Annotated in this window: 26 protein-coding genes; 17 read left to right on the forward strand and 9 right to left on the reverse strand. The window is 68.2% G+C overall.

Annotated elements, in window-relative coordinates; genetic code table 11:
- Positions 1 to 3 precede the first annotated feature (3 nt).
- The 7 genes from cysT to miaA all read left to right on the forward strand — a co-directional run bounded on the left by cysT (position 4) and on the right by miaA (position 6,739).
- On the forward strand, positions 4 to 840 hold the full coding sequence (gene cysT, locus BW991_RS06525) for a sulfate ABC transporter permease subunit CysT (RefSeq protein ID WP_076601373.1): 837 nt from the start codon (positions 4 to 6) through the stop codon (positions 838 to 840).
- Positions 840 to 1,760 (forward strand): sulfate ABC transporter permease subunit CysW, encoded by a 921-nt coding sequence (cysW, locus tag BW991_RS06530; protein WP_076601273.1) that lies wholly within the window; start codon positions 840 to 842, stop codon positions 1,758 to 1,760. Before cysT ends, cysW begins: the two co-directional genes overlap by 1 nt.
- Positions 1,757 to 2,845: a sulfate/molybdate ABC transporter ATP-binding protein gene (locus tag BW991_RS06535; protein WP_076601274.1), complete on the forward strand. Its 1,089-nt coding sequence runs from the start codon at positions 1,757 to 1,759 to the stop codon at positions 2,843 to 2,845. Before cysW ends, BW991_RS06535 begins: the two co-directional genes overlap by 4 nt.
- Positions 2,842 to 3,786: a CysB family HTH-type transcriptional regulator gene (locus BW991_RS06540; RefSeq protein WP_076601275.1), complete on the forward strand. Its 945-nt coding sequence runs from the start codon at positions 2,842 to 2,844 to the stop codon at positions 3,784 to 3,786. Before BW991_RS06535 ends, BW991_RS06540 begins: the two co-directional genes overlap by 4 nt.
- A 60-nt stretch (positions 3,787 to 3,846) precedes the next feature.
- Positions 3,847 to 4,824 carry a cysteine synthase A gene (cysK, locus tag BW991_RS06545; protein WP_076601276.1) on the forward strand — a complete coding sequence of 326 codons (978 nt, stop codon included), beginning with the start codon at positions 3,847 to 3,849 and terminating at the stop codon, positions 4,822 to 4,824.
- Entirely contained in the window at positions 4,821 to 5,666 is an 846-nt protein-coding gene (locus tag BW991_RS06550) for a pseudouridine synthase (RefSeq protein WP_084204983.1), read from the forward strand. The genes cysK and BW991_RS06550 overlap by 4 nt, the downstream gene beginning before the upstream one ends.
- A gap of 122 nt (positions 5,667 to 5,788) precedes the next feature.
- Positions 5,789 to 6,739: a tRNA (adenosine(37)-N6)-dimethylallyltransferase MiaA gene (gene miaA / locus BW991_RS06555; protein WP_076601277.1), complete on the forward strand. Its 951-nt coding sequence runs from the start codon at positions 5,789 to 5,791 to the stop codon at positions 6,737 to 6,739.
- Here miaA and BW991_RS06560 read toward each other — a convergent pair.
- From BW991_RS06560 to purM, 4 genes are all read right to left on the reverse strand, one after another.
- Complete coding sequence (locus tag BW991_RS06560) at positions 6,731 to 8,059, reverse strand: hypothetical protein (protein ID WP_084204984.1); 1,329 nt, start codon at positions 8,057 to 8,059, stop codon at positions 6,731 to 6,733. The genes miaA and BW991_RS06560 overlap by 9 nt on opposite strands.
- Before the next feature lie 11 nt (positions 8,060 to 8,070).
- A complete protein-coding gene (locus tag BW991_RS06565) occupies positions 8,071 to 11,145 on the reverse strand; it encodes an efflux RND transporter permease subunit (RefSeq protein ID WP_076601278.1) in 3,075 nt (1,024 codons plus the stop codon).
- A gap of 10 nt (positions 11,146 to 11,155) precedes the next feature.
- A complete protein-coding gene (locus BW991_RS06570; protein WP_076601279.1) occupies positions 11,156 to 12,301 on the reverse strand; it encodes an efflux RND transporter periplasmic adaptor subunit in 1,146 nt (381 codons plus the stop codon).
- 147 nt (positions 12,302 to 12,448) lie between these two features.
- Positions 12,449 to 13,495 carry a phosphoribosylformylglycinamidine cyclo-ligase gene (gene purM / locus BW991_RS06575; RefSeq protein WP_076601280.1) on the reverse strand — a complete coding sequence of 349 codons (1,047 nt, stop codon included), beginning with the start codon at positions 13,493 to 13,495 and terminating at the stop codon, positions 12,449 to 12,451.
- Between the two features lie 139 nt (positions 13,496 to 13,634).
- Between purM and BW991_RS06580 the strand changes: the two genes are divergently transcribed.
- The 10 genes from BW991_RS06580 (at position 13,635) to BW991_RS06625 (ending at position 21,533) form a co-directional block, all read left to right on the forward strand.
- Entirely contained in the window at positions 13,635 to 14,726 is a 1,092-nt protein-coding gene (locus tag BW991_RS06580) for an AI-2E family transporter (protein ID WP_076601281.1), read from the forward strand.
- Positions 14,723 to 15,415 (forward strand): DnaA regulatory inactivator Hda, encoded by a 693-nt coding sequence (gene hda / locus BW991_RS06585; RefSeq protein ID WP_076601282.1) that lies wholly within the window; start codon positions 14,723 to 14,725, stop codon positions 15,413 to 15,415. The genes BW991_RS06580 and hda overlap by 4 nt, the downstream gene beginning before the upstream one ends.
- A 34-nt stretch (positions 15,416 to 15,449) precedes the next feature.
- Positions 15,450 to 16,112 (forward strand): histidinol-phosphatase, encoded by a 663-nt coding sequence (locus BW991_RS06590; RefSeq protein ID WP_076601283.1) that lies wholly within the window; start codon positions 15,450 to 15,452, stop codon positions 16,110 to 16,112.
- Between the two features lie 157 nt (positions 16,113 to 16,269).
- Complete coding sequence (gene pcnB, locus BW991_RS06595) at positions 16,270 to 17,634, forward strand: polynucleotide adenylyltransferase PcnB (RefSeq protein ID WP_076601284.1); 1,365 nt, start codon at positions 16,270 to 16,272, stop codon at positions 17,632 to 17,634.
- Positions 17,631 to 18,143 (forward strand): 2-amino-4-hydroxy-6-hydroxymethyldihydropteridine diphosphokinase, encoded by a 513-nt coding sequence (gene folK / locus BW991_RS06600; protein ID WP_076601285.1) that lies wholly within the window; start codon positions 17,631 to 17,633, stop codon positions 18,141 to 18,143. The genes pcnB and folK overlap by 4 nt, the downstream gene beginning before the upstream one ends.
- 24 nt (positions 18,144 to 18,167) lie before the next feature.
- Complete coding sequence (locus BW991_RS06605) at positions 18,168 to 18,530, forward strand: DMT family protein (protein WP_076601286.1); 363 nt, start codon at positions 18,168 to 18,170, stop codon at positions 18,528 to 18,530.
- A gap of 15 nt (positions 18,531 to 18,545) precedes the next feature.
- A complete protein-coding gene (locus BW991_RS06610; protein ID WP_076601287.1) occupies positions 18,546 to 19,187 on the forward strand; it encodes a deoxynucleoside kinase in 642 nt (213 codons plus the stop codon).
- 80 nt (positions 19,188 to 19,267) lie between these two features.
- On the forward strand, positions 19,268 to 20,083 hold the full coding sequence (gene panB, locus BW991_RS06615) for a 3-methyl-2-oxobutanoate hydroxymethyltransferase (RefSeq protein WP_076601288.1): 816 nt from the start codon (positions 19,268 to 19,270) through the stop codon (positions 20,081 to 20,083).
- 34 nt (positions 20,084 to 20,117) lie between these two features.
- Positions 20,118 to 20,945 carry a pantoate--beta-alanine ligase gene (gene panC / locus BW991_RS06620; protein WP_076601289.1) on the forward strand — a complete coding sequence of 276 codons (828 nt, stop codon included), beginning with the start codon at positions 20,118 to 20,120 and terminating at the stop codon, positions 20,943 to 20,945.
- 135 nt (positions 20,946 to 21,080) lie between these two features.
- On the forward strand, positions 21,081 to 21,533 hold the full coding sequence (locus BW991_RS06625) for a CBS domain-containing protein (protein ID WP_076601290.1): 453 nt from the start codon (positions 21,081 to 21,083) through the stop codon (positions 21,531 to 21,533).
- A 160-nt stretch (positions 21,534 to 21,693) separates the two neighbouring features.
- Here BW991_RS06625 and pepN read toward each other — a convergent pair whose 3' ends face one another.
- The 5 genes from pepN to BW991_RS06650 all read right to left on the reverse strand — a co-directional run bounded on the left by pepN (position 21,694) and on the right by BW991_RS06650 (position 26,344).
- Positions 21,694 to 24,381: an aminopeptidase N gene (pepN, locus tag BW991_RS06630; RefSeq protein WP_076601291.1), complete on the reverse strand. Its 2,688-nt coding sequence runs from the start codon at positions 24,379 to 24,381 to the stop codon at positions 21,694 to 21,696.
- A gap of 73 nt (positions 24,382 to 24,454) precedes the next feature.
- Positions 24,455 to 24,958 carry an RDD family protein gene (locus tag BW991_RS06635; RefSeq protein WP_212566864.1) on the reverse strand — a complete coding sequence of 168 codons (504 nt, stop codon included), beginning with the start codon at positions 24,956 to 24,958 and terminating at the stop codon, positions 24,455 to 24,457.
- A complete protein-coding gene (locus tag BW991_RS06640) occupies positions 24,955 to 25,407 on the reverse strand; it encodes a DUF3106 domain-containing protein (protein ID WP_076601292.1) in 453 nt (150 codons plus the stop codon). The genes BW991_RS06635 and BW991_RS06640 overlap by 4 nt, the downstream gene beginning before the upstream one ends.
- Entirely contained in the window at positions 25,380 to 25,751 is a 372-nt protein-coding gene (locus BW991_RS06645; protein ID WP_076601293.1) for a DUF3619 family protein, read from the reverse strand. The genes BW991_RS06640 and BW991_RS06645 overlap by 28 nt, the downstream gene beginning before the upstream one ends.
- A complete protein-coding gene (locus BW991_RS06650; protein ID WP_212566866.1) occupies positions 25,748 to 26,344 on the reverse strand; it encodes an RNA polymerase sigma factor in 597 nt (198 codons plus the stop codon). The genes BW991_RS06645 and BW991_RS06650 overlap by 4 nt, the downstream gene beginning before the upstream one ends.
- Positions 26,345 to 26,367 lie beyond the last annotated feature (23 nt).

Raw genomic sequence — 26,367 nt, forward strand, 5'->3', positions numbered from 1 at the left:
GATATGAGCGCCAGCCGGACCTTCCGGGTGCTGCCGGGTTTCCACCTGACGCTCGGCTACACCCTCGCCTACCTCTCGCTGATCGTGCTGCTGCCGCTCGCGGCGGTATTCCTCAAGAGCGCCAGCCTCAGCGCCGCGGAATTCTGGCACGTGATCAGCGCCCCGCGCGTCGTCGCGACCTACCGGCTGTCCTTTGGCGTGTCGCTCGCCGCCGCCGCGATCAACGCCGTGTTCGGCCTGATGCTGGCGTGGTCGCTGGTACGCTACAGCTTTCCGGGCAAACGTTTCGTCGACGCCCTCATCGACCTGCCCTTCGCGCTGCCTACGGCGGTTGCCGGCATCGCGCTGACGGCGCTGTACGCGAAGAACGGCTGGATCGGGCAATACCTCGAACCGCAGGGCATCCAGGTCGCGTTCAAGCCGCTGGGCGTGCTGGTCGCGCTGGTCTTCATCGGCCTGCCCTTCGTCGTCCGCACCGTGCAACCCGTCCTCGAGGACCTCGACACGGAACTGGAGGAAGCCGCCGCCAGCCTGGGCGCCCAGCGCTGGCAGATCTTCCGCCACGTGATCCTGCCGGTGCTGCTGCCCGCGCTGCTGACGGGCTTCGCCCTGGCCTTCGCCCGCGCCGTGGGCGAATACGGCTCGGTCATCTTCATCGCCGGAAATATCCCGATGGTGTCCGAGATCACGCCATTGATGATCATCACCAAGCTGGAGCAATACGACTATGCGGGCGCCACCGCGATCGCCGTCGTGATGCTGGTGCTGTCCTTCCTGCTCCTGCTCCTGATCAACGGCCTGCAGGCCTGGACCGCGAAACGCACCGGGAGGGACCGCTGATGTCTGCCGCAACGACACTCAACTGGACTGCGGCCCCGCGGGGCGATGCCGCCGTCCGCTACGAATCCCGCGAGGCCACGCGCGAGGTGCCGTGGGTCAAATGGACCATCCTCGGCATCTCGCTGACCTTCTTCGCGGTGTTCCTGCTGCTGCCGCTGGTCGCGGTCTTCGTCGAAGCGCTGCGCAAGGGCTGGGAAACCTACTGGAGCGCGCTGATCCATGAAGATGCGCTGTGGGCGATCAAGCTCACGCTCACCGCCGCCGCGATATCCGTACCGCTCAACCTGGTGTTCGGCGTCTGCGCCGCGTGGGCGATCGCGAAGTTCGAGTTCCGCGGCAAGCATCTCCTCATCACGCTGATCGACCTGCCCTTCTCCGTGTCGCCCGTGATCGCCGGCCTGATCTACGTGCTGATCTTCGGCGCACAAGGCTGGCTCGGCCCCTGGCTCGCGGAGCACGACATCAGGATCATCTTCGCCGTCCCCGGCATCGTGCTCGCGACCGTGTTCGTGACCTTCCCCTTCGTCGCACGCGAGCTGATTCCGCTGATGCAGGCGCAGGGGCGCGAGGAGGAGGAAGCCGCGATCGTGCTCGGCGCGAACGGCTGGCAGACCTTCTGGTACGTGACGCTGCCGAACATCAAGTGGGGCCTGCTGTACGGGGTGATCCTGTGCAATGCGCGCGCGATGGGCGAGTTCGGCGCCGTGTCGGTGGTATCCGGTCACATCCGCGGCCAGACCAACACGCTGCCGCTGCACGTGGAGATCCTTTACAACGAATACCAGTTCGCCGCCGCCTTCGCGGTGGCCTCGCTGCTGGCCCTGCTCGCGCTCGTGACCCTGGCGGTCAAGACCTGGGTCGAGCACCGCGCGAGCGGCGGGAGTCAATCACGAGAAGCCCATCAGGACGCTGCATCATGAGCATTCAGGTCAGGAACATCCGCAAGACCTTCGGCAACTTCGTCGCGCTGAATGACGTCTCGCTCGACTTTCCCACCGGCGAGCTGGTCGCCTTGCTGGGGCCGTCGGGCTGCGGCAAGACGACGCTCCTCCGCGTCATCGCCGGCCTGGAACAGGCCGACGCCGGACAGGTGCTGCTGGACGGGGCCGACGCCTCGGGCACGCATGTGCGCGAACGCCAGGTCGGATTCGTGTTCCAGCACTACGCGCTGTTCCGCCACATGAACGTGTTCGACAACGTCGCCTTCGGCATGCGCATGAAGCCGCGCGATCAGCGCCCGTCGGAGAAGGCGATCCGCGCGAAGGTCGAGGAGCTGCTCGCCCTCGTGCAGCTCGAATGGCTCGCCGACCGCTTCCCCGCGCAACTTTCGGGCGGCCAGCGCCAGCGCATCGCGCTCGCCCGCGCGCTCGCGGTGGAGCCGCGGGTGCTGCTGCTCGACGAACCCTTCGGCGCGCTCGACGCGAAGGTGCGCAAGGAACTGCGACGCTGGCTGAGGAAGCTGCACGACGAGCTGCACATCACGTCGATCTTCGTCACGCACGACCAGGAGGAAGCGCTGGAAGTGGCCGATCGCGTCGTGCTCATGGACCGCGGCCACGTCGAACAGATCGGCACACCGGAGGAGGTCTACCGCCAGCCCGCGACACCCTTCGTCTACGGTTTCCTCGGGTCGGTGAACTTCTTTCACGGCCGCGTCGACGGCAGCAATCTGCGTGTCGGCGAGGATGTGCTTCCGCATGCGCCGCAGGATTTCGACACCGGCTCGGAAGTCATCGCCTTCGCACGCCCGCACGAACTGGACCTCGTTCCGGACGCGCATGCCGACACCGGCGTCGCGGCGCGCATCACGCGCATCCTTGCCTTCGGCGTCACCGTGCGCGTCGAGCTCGACGGCCTGAACGGAGCGACCGGCCAGCATTTTGAAGTCGAATTGACGCAGCAGTGCGTCACCGAACTCGCCCTTGCCGAGGGACAGACCGTGCGTCTGCTACCCTCGCGCCTGAAAGTCTTCCAGCGCAACGACGCCATCGGAGCAAGCGCATGAATTTCCAGCAGCTACGCATCATCCGCGAGACGGTGCGCCGCAACTTCAATCTCACCGAGGTCGCCAACGCCTTATTTACGTCGCAGTCGGGTGTCTCCAAGCACATCAAGGACCTCGAGGACGAGCTCGGCGTCGAGCTCTTCGTGCGCAAGGGCAAGCGCCTGCTCGGCCTCACCGACCCGGGCCGCGAGCTCGTCGTGATGGTCGAGCGCATGCTGCTCGACGCCGGCAACATCAAGCGCCTGGCCGAGCAGTACAGCAACCGCGACGAAGGCCGCCTGACGGTCGTGACCACACACACGCAGGCGCGCTACGCGCTGCCCCAGGTGGTGACCGAGTTCAAGAAGGCTTACCCCAAGGTACTCCTCAAGCTGCATCAAGGCAGCCCCGAGGAGATCGTATCGATGCTGCTGGACGGGCAGGCAGACATCGGCATCGCGACCGAGGCGCTCTCGGATGTGCCCGAACTGGCGTCCTTCCCCTACTACTCCTGGCATCACTCGGTGATCGTGCCCGCCGGCCATCCGCTCGAAAGCGCAACACCGCTCACGCTCGAGGCGATCGCCGAGTACCCGCTGATCACCTACCACGAAGGCTTCACCGGACGCTCCATCATAGACCGCGCCTTCGCCGCCGCGGGGCTATTGCCGGACGTCGCGATGTCGGCGATGGACGCGGACGTCATCAAGACCTATGTCGAACTCGGCCTGGGCGTGGGCATTGTCGCGTCGATGGCCTTCCAGCCCGGGCGCGAGGGCGAACTGCGCCAACTCGACAGCAGCCACCTGTTTCCCGCCAATACCACGCGCATCGCCGTGCGCCGCGGCCATTACCTGCGCGGCTTCGCCTACCGCTTCATCGAAATGTGCTCGCCGACGCTCGGCGAAGCGACGGTGCGCAACAGCGTCACCCCGACGGCCAACGGCCTCGCCGAAGAATGACGCAGCGCGCCACTCCCCGGCGCCTGCTATTCTCCAATTTCCGGACCATGGAGCCCACAAATGTCAAATTGGTACGCTGATAACGCCGAATCCATCGGCAAGACGCCGCTGATCAAACTGAATCGCATCACCGACGGAGCCCCCGCGATCGTGCTGGGCAAGATCGAAGGGCGCAATCCCGCCTATTCCGTGAAGTGCCGCATCGGCGCGGCGATGATCTGGGACGCCGAGAAGCGCGGCCTGCTCGGCCCCGGCAAGGAGATCGTCGAACCCACCAGCGGCAACACCGGCATCGCGCTGGCATTCGTCGCCGCCGCGCGCGGCATTCCCATCACGCTGACGATGCCCGACACGATGAGCGTCGAGCGGCGCAAGCTGCTGGTCGCCTACGGCGCCAAGCTCGTCCTGACCGAAGGCGCGAAAGGCATGAACGGCGCGATCGCCAAGGCAGAAGAGATCGCGGCGTCCGACCCGAACAAGTACGTGTTGCTGCAGCAGTTCACGAACCCCGCGAACCCGGCGATCCACGAGGCGACGACCGGCCCCGAGATCTGGAACGACACCGACGGCAAGATCGACATCCTGGTGTCGGGCGTCGGCACCGGCGGCACCATCACCGGCGTGTCGCGCTACATCAAGCAGACCCGGGGCAAGGCGATCCTGTCGGTCGCCGTCGAGCCGAGCGCGAGCCCGGTGCTCACGCAGACGCGCGCGGGCGAACCGCTGAAGCCTTCGCCGCACAAGATCCAGGGCATCGGCGCCGGCTTCGTGCCGAAAGTGCTGGACCTGTCGCTGGTCGACGCGATCGAGACCGTCAGCAACGATGACGCAATCCTCTACGCCCGTCGCCTCGCGCGCGAGGAAGGCATCCTGTCGGGCATCTCCTGCGGCGCTGCCGCGGCCGTCGCGGCGCGCCTCGCGCAGCGGCCCGAAAATGCGGGCAAGACCATCGTCGCGATCCTGCCGGACTCGGGCGAGCGCTACCTCAGCTCCATCCTGTTCGAAGGCCTGTTCGACGCGAACGGCGCGGCGCTTTGAGCGACGCGGTTTCGACGACCGACGCGGGGGCGGCCGCCCCCGCGGACAGCCCCACCGCCATCGCCCCGCAGGCGGACCTGCCCGCCGCAGAATTACCCGCGGCGGAAGCCCTACCCATCCTGTACCGCGACGACTTCCTCGTCGCCGTGCACAAGCCCTCGGGGTTGCTCGTCCATCGTTCCGTCCTCGATGTGCATGAAGAGCGCTTCGCGGTGCAGATCCTGCGCGACCAGATCGGCCGCCACGTGCACCCCGTACATCGCCTCGACAAGGGCACCTCGGGCGTGCTGCTGTTCGCGCTCGACCGCGAGACGGCAGCCCTGGTGTCGTCCGCCTTCGAACGACAGACGGTGCGCAAGACCTACCTCGCCGTCGTGCGCGGCCATCCGCCCGCGGAAGGCGTCATCGACCACCCGCTGACGCGCCGTTTCGACGACGCCGAGCGTCGCCCCCAGGCCGCGACGGACGCCCCCGCGCAGGACGCCGTGACGCACTTCCGCCGCCTCGCGACGACCGAACTGCCCCACCGGGTCGACCGCTATCCGACGAGCCGCTACGCGCTCGTCGAACTCGACCCCGCCACCGGTCGCCGCCACCAGATCCGCCGCCATCTGAAGCACATCTCCCATCCCATCATCGGCGACGCGACCTTCGGCAAGGGGCGGCACAACCGGCTGTTCGCGCAGCTCTTCGGCGTCTCGCGCCTGCTGCTCGCCTGCACCCGCATGCAACTCGCGCATCCGCGCAGCGGGGAAGCGCTCGACCTGAGCACTCCCCTCGCGGAAGACTTCGCCCGCGTGCTCGATGCACTCGGCTGGACCGATACCGCCGGAGCTGCATAACAAGCGAAAAACACGCCCGGCACGTCTTCGCCCAGCTCCGGCCAGCCGCCCCGCAGACCCAGCGCGCCGCTCACGTTTCATCGCTACAATCGCGGCCTCCGCCCACCGCACGCGCCCGACCGATGCTTCCGCCCGCCCTGCTCCTCCTCGGCCCCACCGCCAGCGGCAAGACCGCGTCCGCGCTCGCGCTCGCACGCATCCTCCCGGTCGAGATCGTCAGCGTCGATTCGGCCCTCGTCTATCGCGACATGGACATCGGCACGGCCAAGCCGACGCCAGAGGAACGGGCGGCCTGCCCGCATCACCTGATCGACGTCGTCAGCCCGGAAGAAAGCTATTCGGCCGCACAGTTCCGCACCGACGCGCTGCGCCTGATGGACGAGATCACCGCGCGCGGCCGCATCCCGCTGCTCGCGGGCGGCACGATGCTGTACTTCAAGGCGCTGCGCGACGGGCTGTCCGACCTCCCCGCCGCCGACGCCACCCTGCGTGCGGAGATCGACGCGACGGCGGCGAAACACGGCTGGCCCGCGCTGCATGCGGAACTCGCGCGCCTCGACCCTGAAGCCGCCGCGCGGCTCGAACCGACCGACTCCCAGCGCATCCAGCGCGCGCTCGAGATTGTCCGCCTCACGGGACGAGCGCTCGCCGACAGCTACGCAAAGCGCGAGATGGTGCCGCCGCCCTTCCGCCTGCTGCCGATCGCGCTCGCGCCGTCCGACCGCGCCGCGCTGCACGCGCGCATCGAGCAGCGCTTCGATGCGATGCTCGCCGCCGGACTCATCGACGAGGTGCGCCGCCTGCGCGAACGCTACCGGCTGGACCTGTCGATGCCCTCGATGCGCTGCGTGGGCTACCGCCAGGCGTGGGAATACCTCGACGGCACGGATGACTACGCCACGATGCGCTTCAAGGGCATCGCCGCGACGCGCCAGCTCGCGAAGCGCCAGCTCACCTGGCAGCGCCAGTTCCGCGAGACCTGGCCGGAATTGGTCGAACTCGACTGCCTGCGCCCCGACCTCACCGACGCCGTCGCCGCGACGGCACTACGCCTGCTCGAGACGTCACAGTAAGCCGCGCCACGCCCCCACGACGATCAGCCACAGCGACGCGAGCACATAACTCGCCAGGCAGTAGCGCAGGTTTCCCCGCGCCAAGCCCAGCGCCGACAGCCCGAAACGCCCCTGCAGCGACAGGTGCACGCCCGCCATCGGATTCAGCGCGAGGCCGATGCTCCACGCCATCAGGAAGATCTGCGCGAGCAGCATCGGGTCGGGCGCGAGCGGCGCGAGCCAGGTCGCCGCGATCACGATCGTGATCACCGTATGCACGCCGATCGCTGCGAGCGCCACCATCGCGCCCAGCACCAGCGCCGCCTCCACCGGACCGAAGCGGTCAAACGGCGTCCAGCCCGAGTCGCCCTGCATCAGCGCCTGCAAGCCGGTGGCAAACACGCCCGCGGCGAGGAACAGCATCAGCTCGCCCGACATCGCCGGCAGGCGGCGCAGCGCATGGGCGGACAGGCGTTCGACGCCATCGACCGGCCCGTTCGTCACCAACACCGATGCGACGCTGATCGCGAGCGCCGAGCCGCTGATTACCGCCAGCGACGACCAGCCGGGCAGCCAGACGAGCCCCGCCGACACCATCGCCGTCAGCACCAGCGGCAGCCACAGCGAGGACGCGCGCATCGGGAAGCCGACGAAGTCGCGCTCGCCCCCGTCCGCCGCCACCGGCAGGGTCCGCGTGACCAGCCACAACAGCATCGCCGCGAGGGGCAGACCGGCCAGCACGAGATCTTCCAGGCGCGCGCCCGGCGCGTAGGTCAGGGCCACCGCCATGGCGCCGAAGAACGGCGACCACAGCGCCGCGAGGAGAAAGCCGCGCGCGAGCAGCGCCGCCTGCGCCGCACTCAGGCGCCCATCCAGGGCGATGCGCTCGGCGATGATGAACACGACGGACATGTTGATGACCGCGCCGAGCACATGCACGCCCGCGAGCGTCTGCCACAGCGCCCGCCGCCCGCGCGGCAAGGGCCGCTCGCCGTCCTTGCCGAATCCCACGAGCTGCAGGAAGCTCACCGCCGCCAGCATCCCGAGCAAGGCAGTGTTCTGCGTCAGCAGCGCACTCCATGCCGGAGCGGCGCCGCGCCACACCGCCGCGAGCAGGGCGAGAACGCCCAGTCCGCACAGGATCAGCGCGAAGCGTCGCTGCTTGCCGTCGAGACGCGGCCACAGCGCGACGCCCGCCCCCCACGCGGCGAGCCCCGCCGGCCACGCCGGCAGGCCCGTGCGCGCGCCGTGCGCCAACGACAGCAGCACGAGCCCCGCCATCAACCAGGCGGCGAGGACCGTGCGCGGGCGGGAAAGCGCGTGGATATGCGCGTCGGACACGTCGCGGACGATCAGGCCGACGCGGGCGCGCCGTCCTCGACCGCGAGCCGGTCGCGTTCGCGCCGGGCGAGCAGGGTATAAACGGTCGGCACCACGAACAGCGTGAAGAAGGTCCCCAGCAGCAGGCCGCCGACGATCACCCAGCCGATCTGCTGGCGGCTCTCGGCCCCGGCGCCGGTCGCGAGCGCGAGCGGGATCGAGCCCAGCACCATCGCGCCGGTCGTCATCAGGATGGGGCGCAGGCGCAGCACCGACGCCTCGACGACCGCGTCGCGCAGCACCGCCCCCTGGTCGCGCAACTGGTTCGCGAACTCCACGATCAGGATGCCGTGCTTAGTGATCAGGCCGACCAGGGTCACCAGCCCGATCTGGCTATACACGTTGAGCGTGCCCCCGGCGAAATACAACGCCGCCAGCGCACCGGTCATCGACAGCGGCACCGTCAGCATGATGATGAAGGGATCGCGGAAACTCTCGAATTGCGCCGCCAGCACGAGGTAGATGAAGGCCAGCGCGAGCACGAAGGTCAGCGCGAGACTCGCCGAACTGGTCCTGAATTCGCGCGACTGGCCGTCGTAATCGACCGCGTAGCCGGCCGGCAGCACGCGCGCGGCGGTCGCGTCGAGCCACGCCAGCGCCTCGCCCATCGCGAATCCGGCCGCGAGGTTCGCCGAGATCGTCACCGAGCGCCGCTGGCCGAAGTGATTCAGTTCGCGCGGGCTGACGCGGTCCTGCACCTTGACGACGTTGGCGAGCGGGACCATCTCGCCGTTCCGGGCGCGCACGTAGATCTCGCGGATGTCGCGCGCGACCGCGCGGCTCGGCGCCGCCACCTGCACGATCACGTCGTACTGCTCCGCATCCTGCTTGTACCGCGTCACCTGCCGTCCGCCCAGCATCGTCTCCAGCGTGCGCCCGATCACATCGACGGGAATGCCGAGATCGGCCGCCTTTTCGCGATCGACGTCGACCGCCAGCTCCGGCTTGGTCAGCTTCAGGTCGGTATCCGGCGACACGAAACCCGGCTGCGTACGCATCTCGTCGAGGATCAGGTCGGTGTAGCGCGCCAGCTCGTCGTACGACTCCGAGGTCGTGATCACGAAGCTGATCGGCCGCGTGCGCGGACTCTGGCCGAAGGACGCCGGCAGCACCGGGAAGACCTGCAGGCCGGGAATCGCCGCGAGCTTCGGTCGCATTTCGCCGGCAATGGCGCTCGAATTGCGCTGGCGCTCCTTCCAGTCCGTGAAACCGGCGAACGAGATGCCCTGCGACACCGTCGGATTGCCCGAGATCACGAGATAGCGGTCGACCTCGGCGGTTTGCGCGTAGATCGCTTCCAGTTGCGTCGCGTAGCGCGCCATGAAGTCGATCGTCGCGCCTTCCGGTCCCGAGAAGATCCCCACGACGCGCCCGCGATCCTCGACCGGGGCGAGCTCGGTCTTCAGCGCCTTCAGCAGCACCAGCGAGCTGCCGGCGACCAGCGCGAAGGCGAGCATCACGAGCCAGCGCCGGTTCAGCGCGATCCCGAGTGCGCGCCGATACCCCGCCGTCAGCCAGCCGAGGAAATGCTCGATGGCGTTATACACGCGGCCGTGCTTCTTCTCGTGGCGCAGGAGCTTCGAGCACATCATCGGCGACAGCGTCAGCGCGACGAAGCCCGACACGATCACCGCCCCCGCAAGGGTCAGCGCGAACTCGGTGAACAGCTTGCCCGTGCGCCCGGTCATGAACGCCACCGGCGCATACACCGCCGCCAGCGTGATCGTCATCGCCACCACCGCGAAGCCGATCTCGCGCGCGCCGCGGAAGGCCGCCTGCAGCGGCTCCATGCCCTCCTCGACGTGACGGTAGATGTTCTCCAGCACCACGATCGCGTCATCGACGACGAGGCCGATCGCCAGCACCAGCGCGAGCAGCGTCAGCGTGTTGATCGAGAAGCCGAACACCAGCATCAGCGCGAACGCCCCCACCAGCGACACCGGGATCGTCACCAGCGGAATTAGCATCGCGCGCCAGTTGCGCAGGAAGAAGAAGCAGATCACCGCGACCAGCAGCACCGCCTCCCAGATCGTGCTGAACACCGACGCGATCGAGCGGTCGATGAACACCGTCGTGTCGTTGGCGATGTCCATGCGCATGCCTTCGGGCAGCTCCGCCTGCAGCACCGGCAGCATCTCCACGAGGCCGCGCTTGAGATCCAGCGGATTCGCCACCGACTGCTTGATCAGCCCGATCGACACTGCCGGCTTGCCCATGAAGCGCACCAGCGTGCGCTCGTTCTGCGCCGCCACCTCCACGCGGCCGACGTCGCGGATGCGCACGGCGTAGCCGCCGGCCGCCTGCGGCTGGCGCACGACGATCGACTCGAACTCCAGCGGCGTGGCGAGATCGGTCTGCGCCACCACCGCGAATTCGCGCTCGCGGCTCTCGATGCGCCCCGCCGGCAGCTCCACGTTCTGCCGCCGGATCGCGTCCTCGACGTCCTGCGGCGTCAGGCGGAAGGCCGCCAGCCGGTCGCGGTCCAGCCAGATGCGCATCGAATAGCGGCGCTCGCCGAACATGCGCGCGTCCGCCGCGCCGGACAGCGTCTGCAGGCGTGGCTTGACCACGCGGCTGGCGAAATCGGAGAGTTCCAGCGGCGAATGGCGGTCCGACGAGAACGCGATCCAGATGATCGGATTCGCATCCGCCTCGACCTTCGAGATCACCGGCTCCTCGATGTCGTCCGGCAGGCGCCGGCGCACGCGCGATACCCGGTCGCGCACGTCCGCGGCGGCGCTGTCCGCATTTCGCTCGACGCGGAAGCGCACCGTGATCTGGCTGCGCTCCTGGCGGCTGATCGACTGCAGCACGTCGACGCCCTCGATGCCCGCGAGCGAATCCTCCAGCGGCTTGGTCACCTGCGACTCGACGATCTCCGCGCTCGCGCCCGTATAGGTCGTATCCACGGTCACGACCGGCTCGTCGATGTTCGGGTACTCGCGCACCGTCAGGCGCGAATATGACATCAGCCCGGTCAACAGCACCAGCAGCGACAGCACCGACGCGAACACCGGGCGCTTGATGCAGATTTCCGACAGGACCATCGCACTACCCTCAGCTTGCCGGCTTCGCCGATCCGGCTGCGGGGGCGACCTGCGCCCCGCCCGCGCCGACGATCTTCACGGCCGCACCGTCACGCAGCTTCAGTTGCCCGGCCGTCACGACAACGTCGCCCGCCTGCACGCCCTTGACGATCTCCACGCGGGCGCCGCGCCGCGCCCCGGTCTTCACCTCGACGCGCTGCGCCTTGCCGTCGACCACGCGATACACGAACTGCACGTCGCCCGGCGCAGGCACCAGCACCTCCTCGGGAACCACCGCGACGTTGGCGCGCTCCTCCAGGATCAGCCGCACGCGCGCGAACATCCCGGGACGCAGGCCCAGCCCCTCGTTCTGCAGCGTCGCGCGCATCACCACCGCCCGCCCCTGTTCGTCGACGAGCGGATCGATCGCGCTCACCACCGCCGTGAACAGCCGGCCCGCGACCGCATCGGACGCGAGTTCCAGCTTCTGCCCCGGCCGGATCTGCGCAAGGTAGGTCTCGGGAAGCCGGAAATCCACCTTCAGCGTCGCGATGTCCTCCAGATTGACGAGATCCTCGCCTTCCTTGACGTAGTCGCCGACGCTCACGTTGCGGATGCCGACGATGCCGGCGAAGGGCGCACGGATGCGCATCTTGTCCAGCCGCGCCTCGGCGAGCGCCATGTTCGCGCGCGCCACCTCCAGCCGCGACGCCGCCTCGTCGCGCGCACTCTGGCTCAGGAACTTGCGGTTGAAGAGATCTTCGGTACGGCCGAAATTGGCCTGCGCCAGCGCGAGGTTCGCCTTCGCCTGCTGCACCTCGGCCCGCTGCACGGCGGCATCGAAGTCGACCAGCACATCACCGCGACGGACGGGGCCGCCCTCACGGAAGCGGATCGCATCGATGCGCCCCGCAACCTCCGGGCGCAGGACGACGGACTCGTTCGAGCGCAGCGTTCCCACCGCCGTCACATCGTCCGCCATCGCCTCGGCCAGCACCGTCACCGTTTCGACCTCGGCAGGCCCCTGCGCCGCCGGCGCATTGGCGCCCGCCGCCGGCTTCGCGCCGGCCACCGGCTGCACCGTGCCGACACTGCGGTTCGCGTAGTACGCATAGCCCGCAAGGGCGGCGAGTCCGGCAAGGCTGACGGCGGCAATCAGGCGGCGACGGGCGGGCATCTTCGGCGAGCACTCAAACTGGAACGGGATCCGGAAAAAAAACGAGCGCACCCTCTTCGGTGCGCTCCCTGCATCCTGCTGACAACCCGCCCGGCAACAAAGTTGCACGGACGGCCGGGCCCCGCATCGCGCGCGGCCCCGGAAAACTCAGGCGACCGTCGTCTGCGCCACGCCTTCGGCGCGCGCCTCGATACGACCGAGGCGATACACCGTTTCGCCCGCCGCCTCGAGATTCGCGACCGCCGCATCGGCCTGCTCGGCCGACACGATCACGACCATGCCGACGCCGCAGTTGAACACGCGGTACATCTCCTGATCGGCGACGTTGCCTTCCTGCTTCAGCCACTGGAACAGCGGCGGCAGCGTCCACGACGACGCATCGAGGCGCGCGGTCAGGTTGTCGGCGAGGATGCGCGGCACGTTCTCCAGCAGGCCGCCGCCGGTGATGTGCGCCATGCCCTTCACCACGCCCGGGATCGCGCGCATCAGGCCCAGCATCGACTTCACGTACAGGCGGGTCGGCTCCAGCACCACGTCGCGGAAGGGGCGACCGTGGAAATCGGCATCCAGATCCGGCTGCGCACGCTCGATGATCTTGCGGATCAGCGAATAGCCGTTCGAGTGCGCGCCGCTCGACGCCAGCCCCAGCACCACGTCACCCGGCACGATGCGCGAGCCGTCGATGATCTCGGACTTCTCCACCGCACCGACCGCGAAGCCCGCGAGATCGTACTCGCCGTCCGGGTACATGCCCGGCATCTCGGCGGTCTCGCCGCCGATCAGCGCGCAGCCCGACAGCTCGCAACCGCGAGCGATGCCGCCGACGACCGCCGCCGCGGTATCCACGTCCAGCTTGCCGCAGGCGAAGTAGTCGAGGAAGAACAGCGGCTCGGCGCCCTGCACGAGGATATCGTTCACGCTCATCGCTACGAGATCCTGACCGACCGTGTCATGCTTGTTCAGCTGGAACGCGAGCTTCAGCTTCGTGCCGACGCCGTCGGTGCCGGACACCAGCACCGGCTCGCGGTACTTCTTCGACAGCTCGAACAGCGCGCCGAAACCGCCGATGCCGCCCAACACCTCGGGGCGCATGGTACGTTTCGCGAGTGGCTTGATGCGGTCGACGAGGGCGTCGCCGGCGTCGATGTCGACACCGGCATCACGGTAGGAAAGCGAAGGTTTCGGGGAGCTCAAGATCGTTCCTCAGGCTTGCGGAATGCGCGTTCTGGCCGCTCGAGCGGACGGCCCAACTTGAGACCGCAACGCCAAGTGGCTACATTTACAGGTTTCGCGACCGCCCGGCGGCCGCGCCAAGTGCTCGATTTTACTCGAAATGAACCCATCCCGCGCCGACCGTCTGCAAACCGCCGCCTGGGCCGGCGTCGCCCTGGCGCTGGCCGCCCTGTTCTACGCCCTGTCGCCCATCCTCGCGCCCTTCGCGATCGCGGCGGTCTTCGCCTACATCTGCGATCCCGCGGTGAACTGGATGGTCGCACGCCGTATCCCGCGCACGGCTGCAGTTCTGCTGGTGATCGCCGGCATGGGCGCGACGCTGCTTCTCCTGCTGCTGATCCTCGCCCCGATGATCTGGCGCGAGGCGATCGCACTCGTCCGCCGCCTGCCCGACCTCATCGAACTCCTCAACGCCCACGTCGCCCCCCTGCTGCGCGCGCGCTTCGACATCGACTTCCAGCTCGACGCCGCCGTCGTGCGCACCTGGATCGCCGAACACTGGGACAGCGCCCAGGACCTCGTCCCGGTGATCCTCGGCCAGCTGCGTCAGGGCGGCCTCGCCCTGCTCGGCGCCGCCGCCAGCGTCTTCCTCGTGCCGGTCGTGATGTTCTACCTGCTGCAGGAATGGCCACACATCCTCGACGGCCTGCAGACCGTCATCCCGCGCCCGATGCTCGAACGCACGATGCGCATCATCAACGACATCGACCGCGTGCTCTCCGAATTCCTGCGCGGCCAGCTCTCGGTGATGCTGCTGCTGGCCGTCTATTACAGCGTCGGCCTGTGGATCGCCGGCCTCAAGTTCGCGCTGCCCGTCGGCGTCATCACGGGCCTGCTCGTCTTCATCCCCTACATCGGCTTCGGCGGCGGCCTGCTGCTCGCCATCCTCTCCGCGCTGCTGCAGGCCGAAGGCTGGCCGCCGCTGATCGGCGTCGCCATCGTCTTCGGCCTCGGCCAGCTCATCGAAAGCTTCGTGCTCACCCCCTACCTCGTCGGCGAACGCATCGGCCTGCACCCGCTCGCGGTGATCTTCGCGCTGATGGCCTTCGGCCAGCTCTTCGGCTTCGTCGGCATCCTCGTCGCCCTGCCCGCGAGTGCCGCGATCCTCGTCGGCCTGCGCGAAGTGCGCACGGCCTGGCTCGCAAGCCGCATCTATCTCGGCGACACCCCTGCCGACGCCCCCCCGCAATGAAACAGCTCGTCCTCGACATCCGCCCCGACGCGCCGCCCACCCTCGACAACTTCGTCGTCGGCGGCAACGAAGAACTCGTCGCCACGCTCGGCGCCATCGCCGCTCCCTCAGGCGCCCACTCAGGTGCCCCCCTACCCGGCCACCTCTACCTGTGGGGCCCTGCCGGCAGCGGCCGCAGCCACCTGCTGCGCGGCACGCTCGCCGCCGCGGGCGGGCGCCCGACGGCCTGCATCGCCGCCGCCGAGGTCGGCCGCGAGCTGCCGCAGACGCCGGGCCTTCTCCTCGCCATCGACGACGTCGACCGCCTCGGCGACGACGCCCAGATCGCCCTCTTCAACGCCTTCAACCGCTCGCGCAGCCTCGGCCAGACGCTGCTGCTCGCGGGCAAGGAAGCGCCGCGCCAGCTCGCCCTGCGCGAGGACCTGCGCACCCGCATCGGCCAATGCCTGATCTACGAGGTGCGTCCGCTCGACGACGAATCGCGCGCGGCCATCCTCGCGACCCTGGCCGCACGCCGCGGCCTGCGTCTGGCCGACGACGTCATCGACTTCCTGATGCGTCACGGCCGCCGCGACCTGCCCAGCCTGCTCGCGGTGCTCGACGCCCTCGACAACGCCTCCCTCGAACGCAAGCGCGCCGTCACCCTGCCGCTGCTGCGCGAAATGATGCAGGCCGGCCTCGACATCTGAGCCGGCCGCACGCCCCAAACCCAAGGAAACACACGTGGATCTCGTCCTTTTCGACCTCGACAACACCCTGCTCAACGGCGACTCCGACTTCGCCTGGGCGCAATTCCTCATCACCAAGGGCGTCCTCGACCGCGAAGTGCAGGAAGCGAAGAACATCCGGTTCTACGAGCAGTACAAGGCCGGCACGCTCGACATCTTCGAGTTCCTCGACTTCCAGCTCGCCCCGCTCGCCCGCCATTCGCGCGACCAGCTCGACGCCTGGCACCGCGAGTTCATGGCCGGCTCGATTGCCCCGATGATCACCGACAAGGCGCGCGCGCTGGTGCGCGAGCATCTCGACAGCGGCGCGCTCGTTGCCGTCGTCACCGCCACCAACAGCTTCGTCACCGGCCCCATCGTGCGCGAATTAGGCATCCCGCACCTCGTCGCCACCATCCCCGCGCAGGAGAACGGCGCCTTCACCGGCAAGCCGCGCGGCATGCCCGCCTTCAAGGCCGGCAAGATCGAACGCGTCGACGCCTGGCTCGAATCGCTCGGCCTCTACACCGGCAGCTTCGCCCGCTCGTGGTTCTACAGCGACTCGCACAACGACCTGCCGCTGATGTCGCGCGTCACCGACCCCATTGCCGTCGACCCGGACGACACCCTGCGCGCCCACGCGCAGACTGCCGGCTGGCCGGTCATTTCGCTGCGCTGACCCCGTCGCCTCGTGGGAGCGGCTTCAGCCGCGAATCGGCGCCCATTCGCGGCTGAAGCCGCTCCCACAGCACGATCCAACCCACAATGCAGTCCCTCCCGCAGCGCCGCATCGGTTATGATTCACAGCTTATGTTGACTGCAAGCCCCTCTCTCCAATGATCCGCAAGCTGCTGCGCAAGGTCTTCCGCCGCGCCGCCTCGCCCATCAACACCGAACCTGCGCTGGTCCCCGTCACCCAGCACGGCATCCGTCGCGAACAGATCTCGCCCGCCGCCCGCAAGGTGTGCACCGTGCTGCAGGAAAGCGGCCACAAGGCCTTCGTTGTCGGCGGCGCCGTGCGCGACCTGCTGGTCGGCCATCCTCCCAAGGACTACGACGTCGCCACGAGCGCGACGCCCGAGGACGTGCGCGCGCTGTTCCGCCGCTCGCGCATCATCGGCCGGCGCTTCAAGATCGTGCATGTCATGAGCGGCCCGGAAACGATCGAAGTGTCGACCTTCCGCGCCAGCCAGAGCGCCGAGGACACCGAGACCGACGAACACGGCCGCGTGCTGCGCGACAACGTGTACGGTTCGCAGGCCGAAGACGCCACGCGCCGCGACTTCACCGTCAACGCGCTGTACTACGACCCGACCACCGAACATATCCTCGACTACCACCACGGCGTCGCGGACCTCAAGCAGAAGACGCTGCGCATCATCGGCGATCCGCGCGCGCGCTACCGCGAGGATCCCGTGCGCATGCTGCGCGGCGTGCGCCTCGGCGCCAAGCTCGGCCTCGCACTCGACCCGGCCGCGCGCAATCCCATCCGCGAGATGGCGGAACTCCTCGAAAACGTGCCTGCGGCGCGCCTCTTCGACGAGATGCTCAAGCTGCTGTTCTCCGGCTACGCGGTGCGCTGCCTCAAGCAGTTGCGCGAGGAAGGCCTGCACCACGGCCTGCTGCCGCTCCTCGACGTGATCCTCGAGCAACCGATGGGCGAGCGCTTCGTCTGGCTGTCGTTGGAAAACACCGACGAGCGCGTACGCGCCGACAAGCCCGTATCCCCCGGCTTCCTCTTCGCGACCCTGCTGTGGCACGAAGTGCTCGCCAACTGGGAAACACGCAGGAAGGACGGCGAGCACACCCAGCCCGCGCTGTTCGCCGCGATGGACGAAGTGCTCGACAGGCAGGCCGGCAAGCTCGCGATCACCAAGCGCATCGTCGGGGACATCAAGGAAATCTGGGCCCTGCAGCCGCGCTTCGAGAAGTGCACCGGCAAGGCGCCGTACCGCCTCATCGAACAGCCGCGCTACCGCGCCGCGTGGGACTTCCTGCGCCTGCGTGCCCAGTCCGGCGAAATCGACGCCGCACTGCCCGACTGGTGGGATCGCTTTGCCCACGCGGGCCACGACGCGCGCGAAGCGCTCCTCGCCGAGACGCCGACCGCCGGCGAATCCGCCGAGCGCAAGCGCCGCCGTCGCCGCCGCAAGCCGTCCGCGGCCACTACCGAGGCCACGGCAAGCAGCAACGCGTCATGACCGGCCACCACCCGCCGCCGGGCCGCGACCCGGTGCGCGCGTTCGTCGCCCTCGGTGCCAACCTGGGCGATGCCGCCGCCGCGCTCGCCAGCGCCTTCGCCGCGCTCGACGACCTGCCCGGCACCCGCCTCTTCGCGCGCTCCAGCCTCTACCGCTCCGCACCGATCGGCGTCACCGGCCATCCCGATTACCTCAACGCCGTCGCCGCGATCGACACGACGCTGCCCGCACCCGACCTGCTTGCGGCCCTGCTCGACCTCGAGCGCTCGCACGGACGCCGGCGCGAGACCGAACTCGCCCCGCGCACGCTGGACCTCGACCTGCTCCTCTACGGCGACGCGACCATCGCCCTGCCCGGCCTCGACGTCCCGCACCCGCGCATGCACCTGCGCGCCTTCGTGCTCGTCCCGCTCGCCGAGATCGCGCCCGACACCGACATCCCCGGCCGCGGCCGCGCGGCGGACCTGCTCGACACCGTGCGCGACCAGCGCATCGAACGCCTTTCCTGATCCGCCCGCAACGCCGAATTGCCCATGACCGCCTGGATGCAGACCCTGCCCGCCTGGGTGCAGACCGCGATGCTGCTCACCGCATCGAACGTCTTCATGACCTTCGCGTGGTACGGCCATCTCAAGAACATGCAGTCCAGGGCCTGGTTCGTCGCCGCCCTCGTCAGCTGGGGCATCGCGCTGTTCGAATACCTGCTGCAGGTGCCGGCCAACCGCATCGGCGCGAGCGAGCTGAACCTCGCCCAGCTCAAGATCATGCAGGAAGTGATCACCCTGCTGGTTTTCGTGCCCTTCGTCGTGCTGTACATGAAGCAGCCGATCAAGCTTGACTATCTTTGGGCCGCCCTGTGTATGCTTGGCGCGGTATATTTCATCTTCAGAAACTAAAGGCGACGTTCCTGCATGTTGGACAAGGCACGCTACATCGTGGTCGAAGGCCCCATCGGCGCGGGCAAGACCTCGCTCGCCCGGCGGCTTGCAGAACGCCTCGACGCGCGGGCGCTGTTCGAGCAACCGGAACTGAACCCCTTCCTCGGCCGCTTCTATCAGGACGCCGAGCGCTGGGCGATGTCCACCCAGCTGCACTTCCTGTTCCAGCGCTTCGACCAGCTCGGCATGGTCGCCGAGGCAATGGAACAGCAGCAGCGTGTCGTGTCCGACTTCGTGCTGGACAAGGACCCCCTGTTCGCCGCGCTGAACCTCGCGCCCGACGAACTCGCGCTCTACCAGCGCGTATTCGACGCGATGAAACCCGCGTCGCCGCCCAAGCCGGACCTCATCATCTATCTGCAGGCCAAACCCGAAACGCTGGTCGAACGCGTCCGCCGGCGCGGCCTCGACACCGAGCGGCGCATCACCGAGCAATACCTCGAGCGCGTCGCCGAGCGTTACGCACGCTTTTTCTACCAGTACGATGCCGCGCCGCTGTTCATCGTCGATGCCGAAGTCCTCAATCCCGTCGACCACGATGACGACTTCGAACTCCTGCTCGATCGCCTGCGCAACATGCGCAGCTATCGCGAATTCTTCGGTTACGCCGCCTGAGCGAGCAGCCGGCAAACCACGAAACGGCTTGTACCCGCGCGGAATTTAGGAAAAACTCGCGCCTCTTTCGAGGAACCCCGATGAGCTACCTCCAGGACGGAAAACCCGTCACCCTGTCCGAACTTGGCAAGATGCGCACCGAAGGGCACAAGATCACCATGCTCACCTGCTACGACGCGAGCTTCGCCGCATTGCTCGAACGCGCCGGCGTGGACGTCGCGCTGATCGGGGACTCCCTCGGCAACGTCGTGCAGGGACAGAAGTCGACCCTGCCGGTGACGCTGGACCAGATGGTCTATCACACCGAATGCGTCGCCCGGGCCAACACCCGCCTCTTCATCGTCGCCGACATGCCCTTCGGCAGCTACCAGGAAAGCCCCGAGCAGGCGCTGCGCAACGCTGCGCGCCTGATGGCGGCCGGTGCCCACATGGTCAAGCTCGAAGGCGGCGCCTTCATGGCCGAAACCGTGCGCTTCCTCGTCGAGCGCGGTGTGCCCGTGTGCGCCCACATCGGCCTCACGCCGCAGTCGGTGAATCAGCTCGGCGGCTACCGCGTGCAGGGCCGCAGCGAAGCCGGCGCCGCCCGGCTCAAGGCCGATGCCCTCGCACTCGAACAGGCCGGCGCTGCGCTGATGGTCATGGAGATGGTCCCCGCGGCCCTCGCGGCCGAAGTCACCGCCAGCCTCACCTCGATGGCGACGATAGGCATCGGCGCGGGCCCCGACTGCGACGGTCAGGTGCTCGTACTGCACGACATGATCGGCGTCTATCCCGGCCGCAAGGCACGTTTCGTCAAGAACTTCATGACCGGCGCCGCCAGCATCGAGGACGCCGTCGCCAACTACGTGCGCGCGGTCAAGGACGGCAGCTTCCCCGCCGCCGAGCACTGCTACTGACCGCCGCCCGCCCCACCCGCAGGGAACACACGCCATGCAGATTCACACGACAATCGACAGCCTGCGCGCCGCGCGCAAGACCGCCGGCAAGGCGGCCTTCGTCCCGACGATGGGCAACCTGCACGACGGCCACATCGACCTCGTGCGCCAGGCCGGCGAGAAGGCCGACAGCGTCATTGCCAGCATCTTCGTCAATCGCCTGCAGTTCGGCCCCAGCGAAGATTTCGACCGCTACCCGCGCACGCTCGCCGCGGACTGCGAGCGGCTGGAGGCCGCGGGCGTCACCCATGTGTTCGCCCCGGACGAGAAGGTGATGTACCCCGAGCCGCAGCATTACCACGTCGATCCGGCGCCGGCGCAGATCAGCATCCTCGAGGGCGAATTCCGCCCCGACCACTTCCGCGGTGTCGCCACGGTCGTGCTGAAGCTCCTCAACATCGTCCAGCCCGACGTCGCGCTGTTCGGCAAGAAGGACTACCAGCAGCTGATGGTGCTGCGCAATATGGTGCGCCAGCTTGCGATTCCCGTCGAAGTGCTGCCCGGCGAGACCGTGCGCGCCGACGACGGCCTCGCCCTGTCGTCGCGCAACGGCTACCTCTCGCCCGACGAGCGCGCCGAGGCGCCGCGCCTCTATCGCCAGCTCGCACGCATCCGCGACGCGGTGCGACGCGGCGACCACGACTTCCTCAAGCTCGAGACCATCGCCGTCGCCGAACTCGCCGCACACGGCTGGAAACCCGACTACATCGCCGTGCGCCGCCAGGCCGACCTGCAGCCCCCGGTGCATGCCGACGACCCGCTCGTCGTTCTCGCCGCCGCCAAGCTGGGACGCACCCGCCTCATCGACAACCTGGAAATCTGACGCACAAGCGGGGCCGCAACGGTCCCGCAGGGCACTGCACACTTGCATCCGCGCCCGGTTCGTTCCAAGCTATGCCAGCATGCTCCCGAACAAGGGGAGAGCCGCGTGAATGCCTAACACGAACGGAGGGACACGATGCTTGCGACAACTGTGACAGTGCGACAGATTCTTGAACAGAAGGGCACGACGACGCACTCGGTGACGCCCACCGTCAGCGTCCTCGACGCCCTGGCGATGATGGCCAAACACGACATCGGCTCGGTGCTGGTGCTCGAAAACGATCGCCTCGTGGGCATCTTCACCGAACGCGACTACGCGCGGAAGCTCGTCCTCAAGGGCCTCAATTCGCGCGAAGCCACCGTGGGCGACGTGATGACGCCCAACGTGTGCACGATCACCCCGTCGCTGGCGATCGACGCGGTGATGAACATCATGACGGAGAACCGCTTCCGTCACCTGCCGGTGGTCGAGCACGGGCACATCGTCGGCATCGTCACGATCGGCGACGTCGTCAAATCCATCATCGACCTGCAGGAAAAGACGATCAACCACCTGTCGAACTACATCGCCGGCGAACTCACCACCTGAACATCCGGCGGGCCACCCACATCGCGACCCGCCAGTTTCATTCGCCCGACCACGAACCACCGTTCGGGCTGAGCCTGTCGAAGCCGTGCCAACGCCCTTCGACGGGCTCAGGGCGAACGGCTGTATCCAATTGCCGCGTCAATATCGGCACCGAGTTCACTCAATCCGCGAGCGCCTTGCCGACGATTTCCGCCACGTCGGGCGACAGCCCCGGCGTCGCGGCGACCCGGGCGATCTGCGCGCGGATGCTCTGCCGCAACGCGGGCGTGAAACGGCGCCAGTTCTCCAGCGCCCGCGCCATGCGCGCCGCGACCTGCGGATTGCGGCCATCCAGCACGATCACCTGATCGGCCCAGAACGCATGCCCGCTGCCGTCCGGCGCATGGAATTCGGCCGGGTTCGCACGGAAGAAGCTTCCCAGCAGCGCATACACCTTGTTCGGATTGGCGAGGCTGAAGGCCGGGTCGTCCATCAGCGCGCGCACGCGCTCCAGCACCGGCCCCGCGGCCGCGTCCCAGCGCCAGGCCGAGGCCTGCAGCGCGAACCACTTGTCCAGCACCAGCGCATCGTCACGATAGCGCTCATGGAAACGCGACAGCGCCGCCTCGCGCACGGGGCTCGCACTTTGCACCAGGGCAGCGAGCGCGCCGAAGCCCTCGGTCATGTTGCCGAAGCGCGCAAACTGCGCCTCCGCGCGCGCCAGCCCCTCGGGCACGCCGGCGGCCGCGAGGTACTTCAGCGCAAGGTTGGCCAGCGCACGCCGGCCCGCGTCGCCCGGCTGATAGCGATACTCGCCCGGCACCTCCATCGCCGCGCCGATCGCCTGCCAGTCCGGCGCCAGCCCCTTGCCCAGTTCGCGCGTCATGTACATCAGCGCAGCCCGCAGTGATGCCGGATCGGCAGGTTCCATCCGCTCCAGGAGATAGGTCTCCGACGGCAGTGCCGCCGCCTGCGCGCGGAAGGCCGGATCGAGCGCCGCGTCGTTCAGCAGCGCACGGAAGGCCTGCGCGAAGGCCGCCGGCAGCGCAAGCGCGCGCCCGGCGTCGGCATCCGCCGCAAGCGCGAGGATCACGCGCTCCGCATAGCGCTGCGCCGCATCCCAGCGGTTGAAGGCATCGGCGTCATGCGCCATGCGGAAGGCGAGCCGCTCGTCGCTCTCGTCGAGTTCGAGGATCACCGGGGCCGAGAACCCGCGCAACACCGAGGGCACGGGCTCGGCGGCGACGCCGACGAAGCGGAAAGTCTGCTCCGCCTCCGATAGCACCAGCACGCGCGTCGTCGCGCCGCCGTGGTTTTCCCCTTCCAGGGTCAGCGGCAAATCCTTGCCGTCGGGTCCGATGAGGCCCACCGCGACCGGGATCACCAGCGGCGCCTTGTCGGCCTGCCCCGGCGTCGGCGGCGTGTGCTGCGACAGAGTCAGCGTGTAGCGGCCGTTCGCCGCGTCCCACGCGCCGGCCGCCTGCACGCGCGGCGTGCCCGCCTGGCTGTACCACAGCATGAACTGGTCGAGGTCGTAGCCGTTCGCCTCCGCCATGCAATCGACGAAGTCGTCGCAGGTCACCGCCTGGCCGTCGTGGTAGCTGAAATACAGGTCCATGCCGTTGCGGAACCCCTCCGCGCCCAGCAGCGTGTGCAGCATGCGGATGACTTCGGCGCCCTTCTCATACACCGTCGCGGTGTAGAAGTTGTTGATCTCCTGGTAGCGCTCCGGCCGGATCGGGTGCGCCATCGGCCCGGCATCCTCGGGGAATTGCGCCGCGCGCAGCACGCGCACGTCGTCGATGCGCTTGACCGCGCGTGCCGACGCCGCCCCGGCGTCGCCCGCGGCCTGTGCGAGCATGTCCGCGGAGAACTGCTGGTCGCGGAACACCGTCAGGCCTTCCTTGAGCGTGAGCTGGAACCAGTCGCGACAGGTCACGCGGTTGCCGGTCCAGTTGTGGAAGTACTCGTGCGCGACCACGCTCTCGATGTTCTCGTAGTCGACGTCGGTCGCCGTGTCGGGCTTCGCGAGCACGTACTTCGCGTTGAAGATGTTGAGCCCCTTGTTCTCCATCGCGCCCATGTTGAAGTCGCTGACGGCGACGATCATGAAGCGGTCGAGGTCGAGCTCCAGGCCGAACACCTCCTCGTCCCAGCGCATCGCATGCACCAGCGAGTCCATCGCGTGCGGCGTGCGGTCGAGATTGCCCTCCTCCACCCACACCTGCAGCAGCACCTCGCGCCCCGAGGCGGTCGTGACGCGACGCTCCAGCGCGACCAGCTTCGCCGCGACCAGCGCAAAGAGATACGACGGCTTGGGGAACGGATCGACCCACTTCGCAAAGTGGCGGCCGCCTTCGAGCGCCCCCTGCGCGACGAGGTTGCCGTTCGACAGCAGCACCGGACATTCGGCGGCGTCCGCCTCCAGCGTCACGGTGAAGCGCGTCATCGCGTCCGGTCGATCGGGGAAATAGGTGATGCGCCGGAACCCCTCGGCCTCGCATTGCGTGAAGAAACCGCCGCGCGACACGTAGAGACCCGACAGCGCGGTGTTCGCCTGCGGATTGATGCGCGTGACGATACTGAGTTCGGCCCGGGCGGCATCGAGCGCGATCTCGATCCAGCCTTCGCCCCGGGTCAGCTGCCCGGATCCGGCGGGCACGCCGTCGACGCTCACGCTCACGAGCTCGAGTTCCTCGCCCAGCAGGCGCAGCGGCTCCGCGCGCGCCGAGCGCCGCACGCAGCGCAGCCGGGTCGTCACCAGGGTTGCCGCAGGATCGAGCGCGAAATGCAGCTCGATGTCGTCGATGGTCCACGCCAGCGGCGTGTAGTCGGATCGTTGAATGGTCGGGGCGTGTTCGCTTTTCATTGTTTCTCCGGCTGTCCGGCCGCGTACGGGACAAACCGTGAGTATACGCCCCCCGCGCCGCCCGACGCCCGCGTCAGGGAAGCAGCACGATGCGCGTGCCGGCGAGGCGATCGTGGAGGAACTGGCGATCGCGGTCGACCAGCGCCCACGCGAGCCCCAGGCCGAAGCACAGCAGCGACGGCCACGCGAGCGTGTAGCGCAGCCAGCCGGTCGCGACGCTGGGCACACGGCCGTCGGCCGTTACCAGGCGCAGCTTCCACGTCTGCATCGCGAGCGTCTGGCCGCGCCGACGCCAGTACCAGATGAAATACGCACCCAGCGCGACGTAGATGTGCAACCACGCCACCCACCCGGCCGGCGCGATGCCGAACAGGACACCGAGCACGAGGTAGGGCACGAGGAAAACGAGCGCGAGCACCCCCAGCAGCAGCAACCCCTCGTACAGCAGGCTCGCAAGGCGGCGGCGCACGCCGGCGAGTTCGACCACCTGCGCGACGACCTGAGGGTGGTTTGCGGAACGGGATTCAGCGTTGCGGGACGGGGCCGCGGTATTGCGCCTTGGGTCTTGTTTCTTCATTCCTTGTTGCCGCGCACGGGCGGTCGCTGTAAGGGGCGCACGATGCGCGGGCCGGACTTGAGCTGGCGCTCTTCCGGCGGAATGCTGCGGTAGCGCTGCCATTGTTCCTGCAGCGACTCGCGCCGCTCGCGCGGCATGCTGCGCAGCGCGCGGTACTGATCGCGCGCGCGCTCGCGCTGGTCCGGCCGCAGGTTCGCCCAGTCGCGCATGCGCGCGCTGATGCGTGCCTGCTCTTCCAGCGTCAGGCGCGAATAGCGGTTGGCAACCCCCAGCCAGCGCTGGCGCTGCACTTCGCTCATCGCATTCCAGTCGTCCGACAGCGGCGCGAGCACCGAACGCTGGGCAGCCGTCAGACCGGACCACGAGGGCGCACCGATCGGCGCGACCGCGAGGACCGGACCGCTCAGGGCGGCCATCAGGATCAGGATTGCGAATCGTCCTGCAGCCATGCCTTGAAGTCCGAATCCAGATAGGCGTCGATCGGCAGGTCGTCGATCAGCAGCGCCGTATCGACCTCCTCCATCTCGCTCACGCGCAGCCAGGTGGTCCAGTAATCGCCCGCCAGCACCGCGACGAGGATCGCCGCCGCCACCGCCGCCGGGCGCATCATGGGCGGGAACAGGCGACGCAGCGCGCTACCGATCTTCGCGCCGAACCCCGCCTGCACCGGCCGATGCGCGGCGAGGGCGCGCTCGCGCGCGAGCCGCAGACGGTCCGCGACATCGCCGTCCACGCTGCGCGCGGCCGCGGACAACTGGACCGCCACCCTGCGGGCAAAAGCTTCGTCGTTCATAACTTGATTCCCTTCGCTTTCAGGGCTGCTGCCAGCGTCTGCGTGGCGCGCGAGCAATGCGTCTTCACGCTCCCCTCGGAACAGCCCATCGCCGCTGCCGTCTCGGCAATATCCATCTCTTCCCAGTAACGCATGAGGAAGGCTTCCCGTTGACGGGGGGGCAGCCGCTCGATTTCCCGCTCGATCGCGGCCAGCGTGCGTGCGCGCTCGTACTGCCCGTGCGGCGTGTCGGCCTTCGCTTCGTCGGGTTCCCCGGCAAGGGTATCGAGCGGATCGTTGTCGCTGTCCTGTTCGTCGTCGCCGACGAAAGACGACAGCAGCGTCGTCCAGGTATTGCGCACCTTCTGCCGCCGTAGCGCGTCGTAGATGACGTTCTGCAGGATGCGCTGGAACAGCATCGGATATTCGCTCGCGGGACGCTCGCCATAGCTGACCGAGAGCTTGAGCATCGCATCCTGCACCGCATCCAGGGCCGCGTCGTCGTTGCGCAGCGCATACACTGCCTGCTTGAACGCACGCTTTTCGACACTCTGGAGAAATGCGGAGAGTTCTGCCCGGTTAGCCAGTTCTGGATCCTTATGAAAACCGGTTATTCAGGCCATTGTGCGATGCCGCA

Origin of the sequence: Aromatoleum tolulyticum (assembly GCF_900156155.1) — a bacterium.
Classification (GTDB): domain Bacteria; phylum Pseudomonadota; class Gammaproteobacteria; order Burkholderiales; family Rhodocyclaceae; genus Aromatoleum; species Aromatoleum tolulyticum.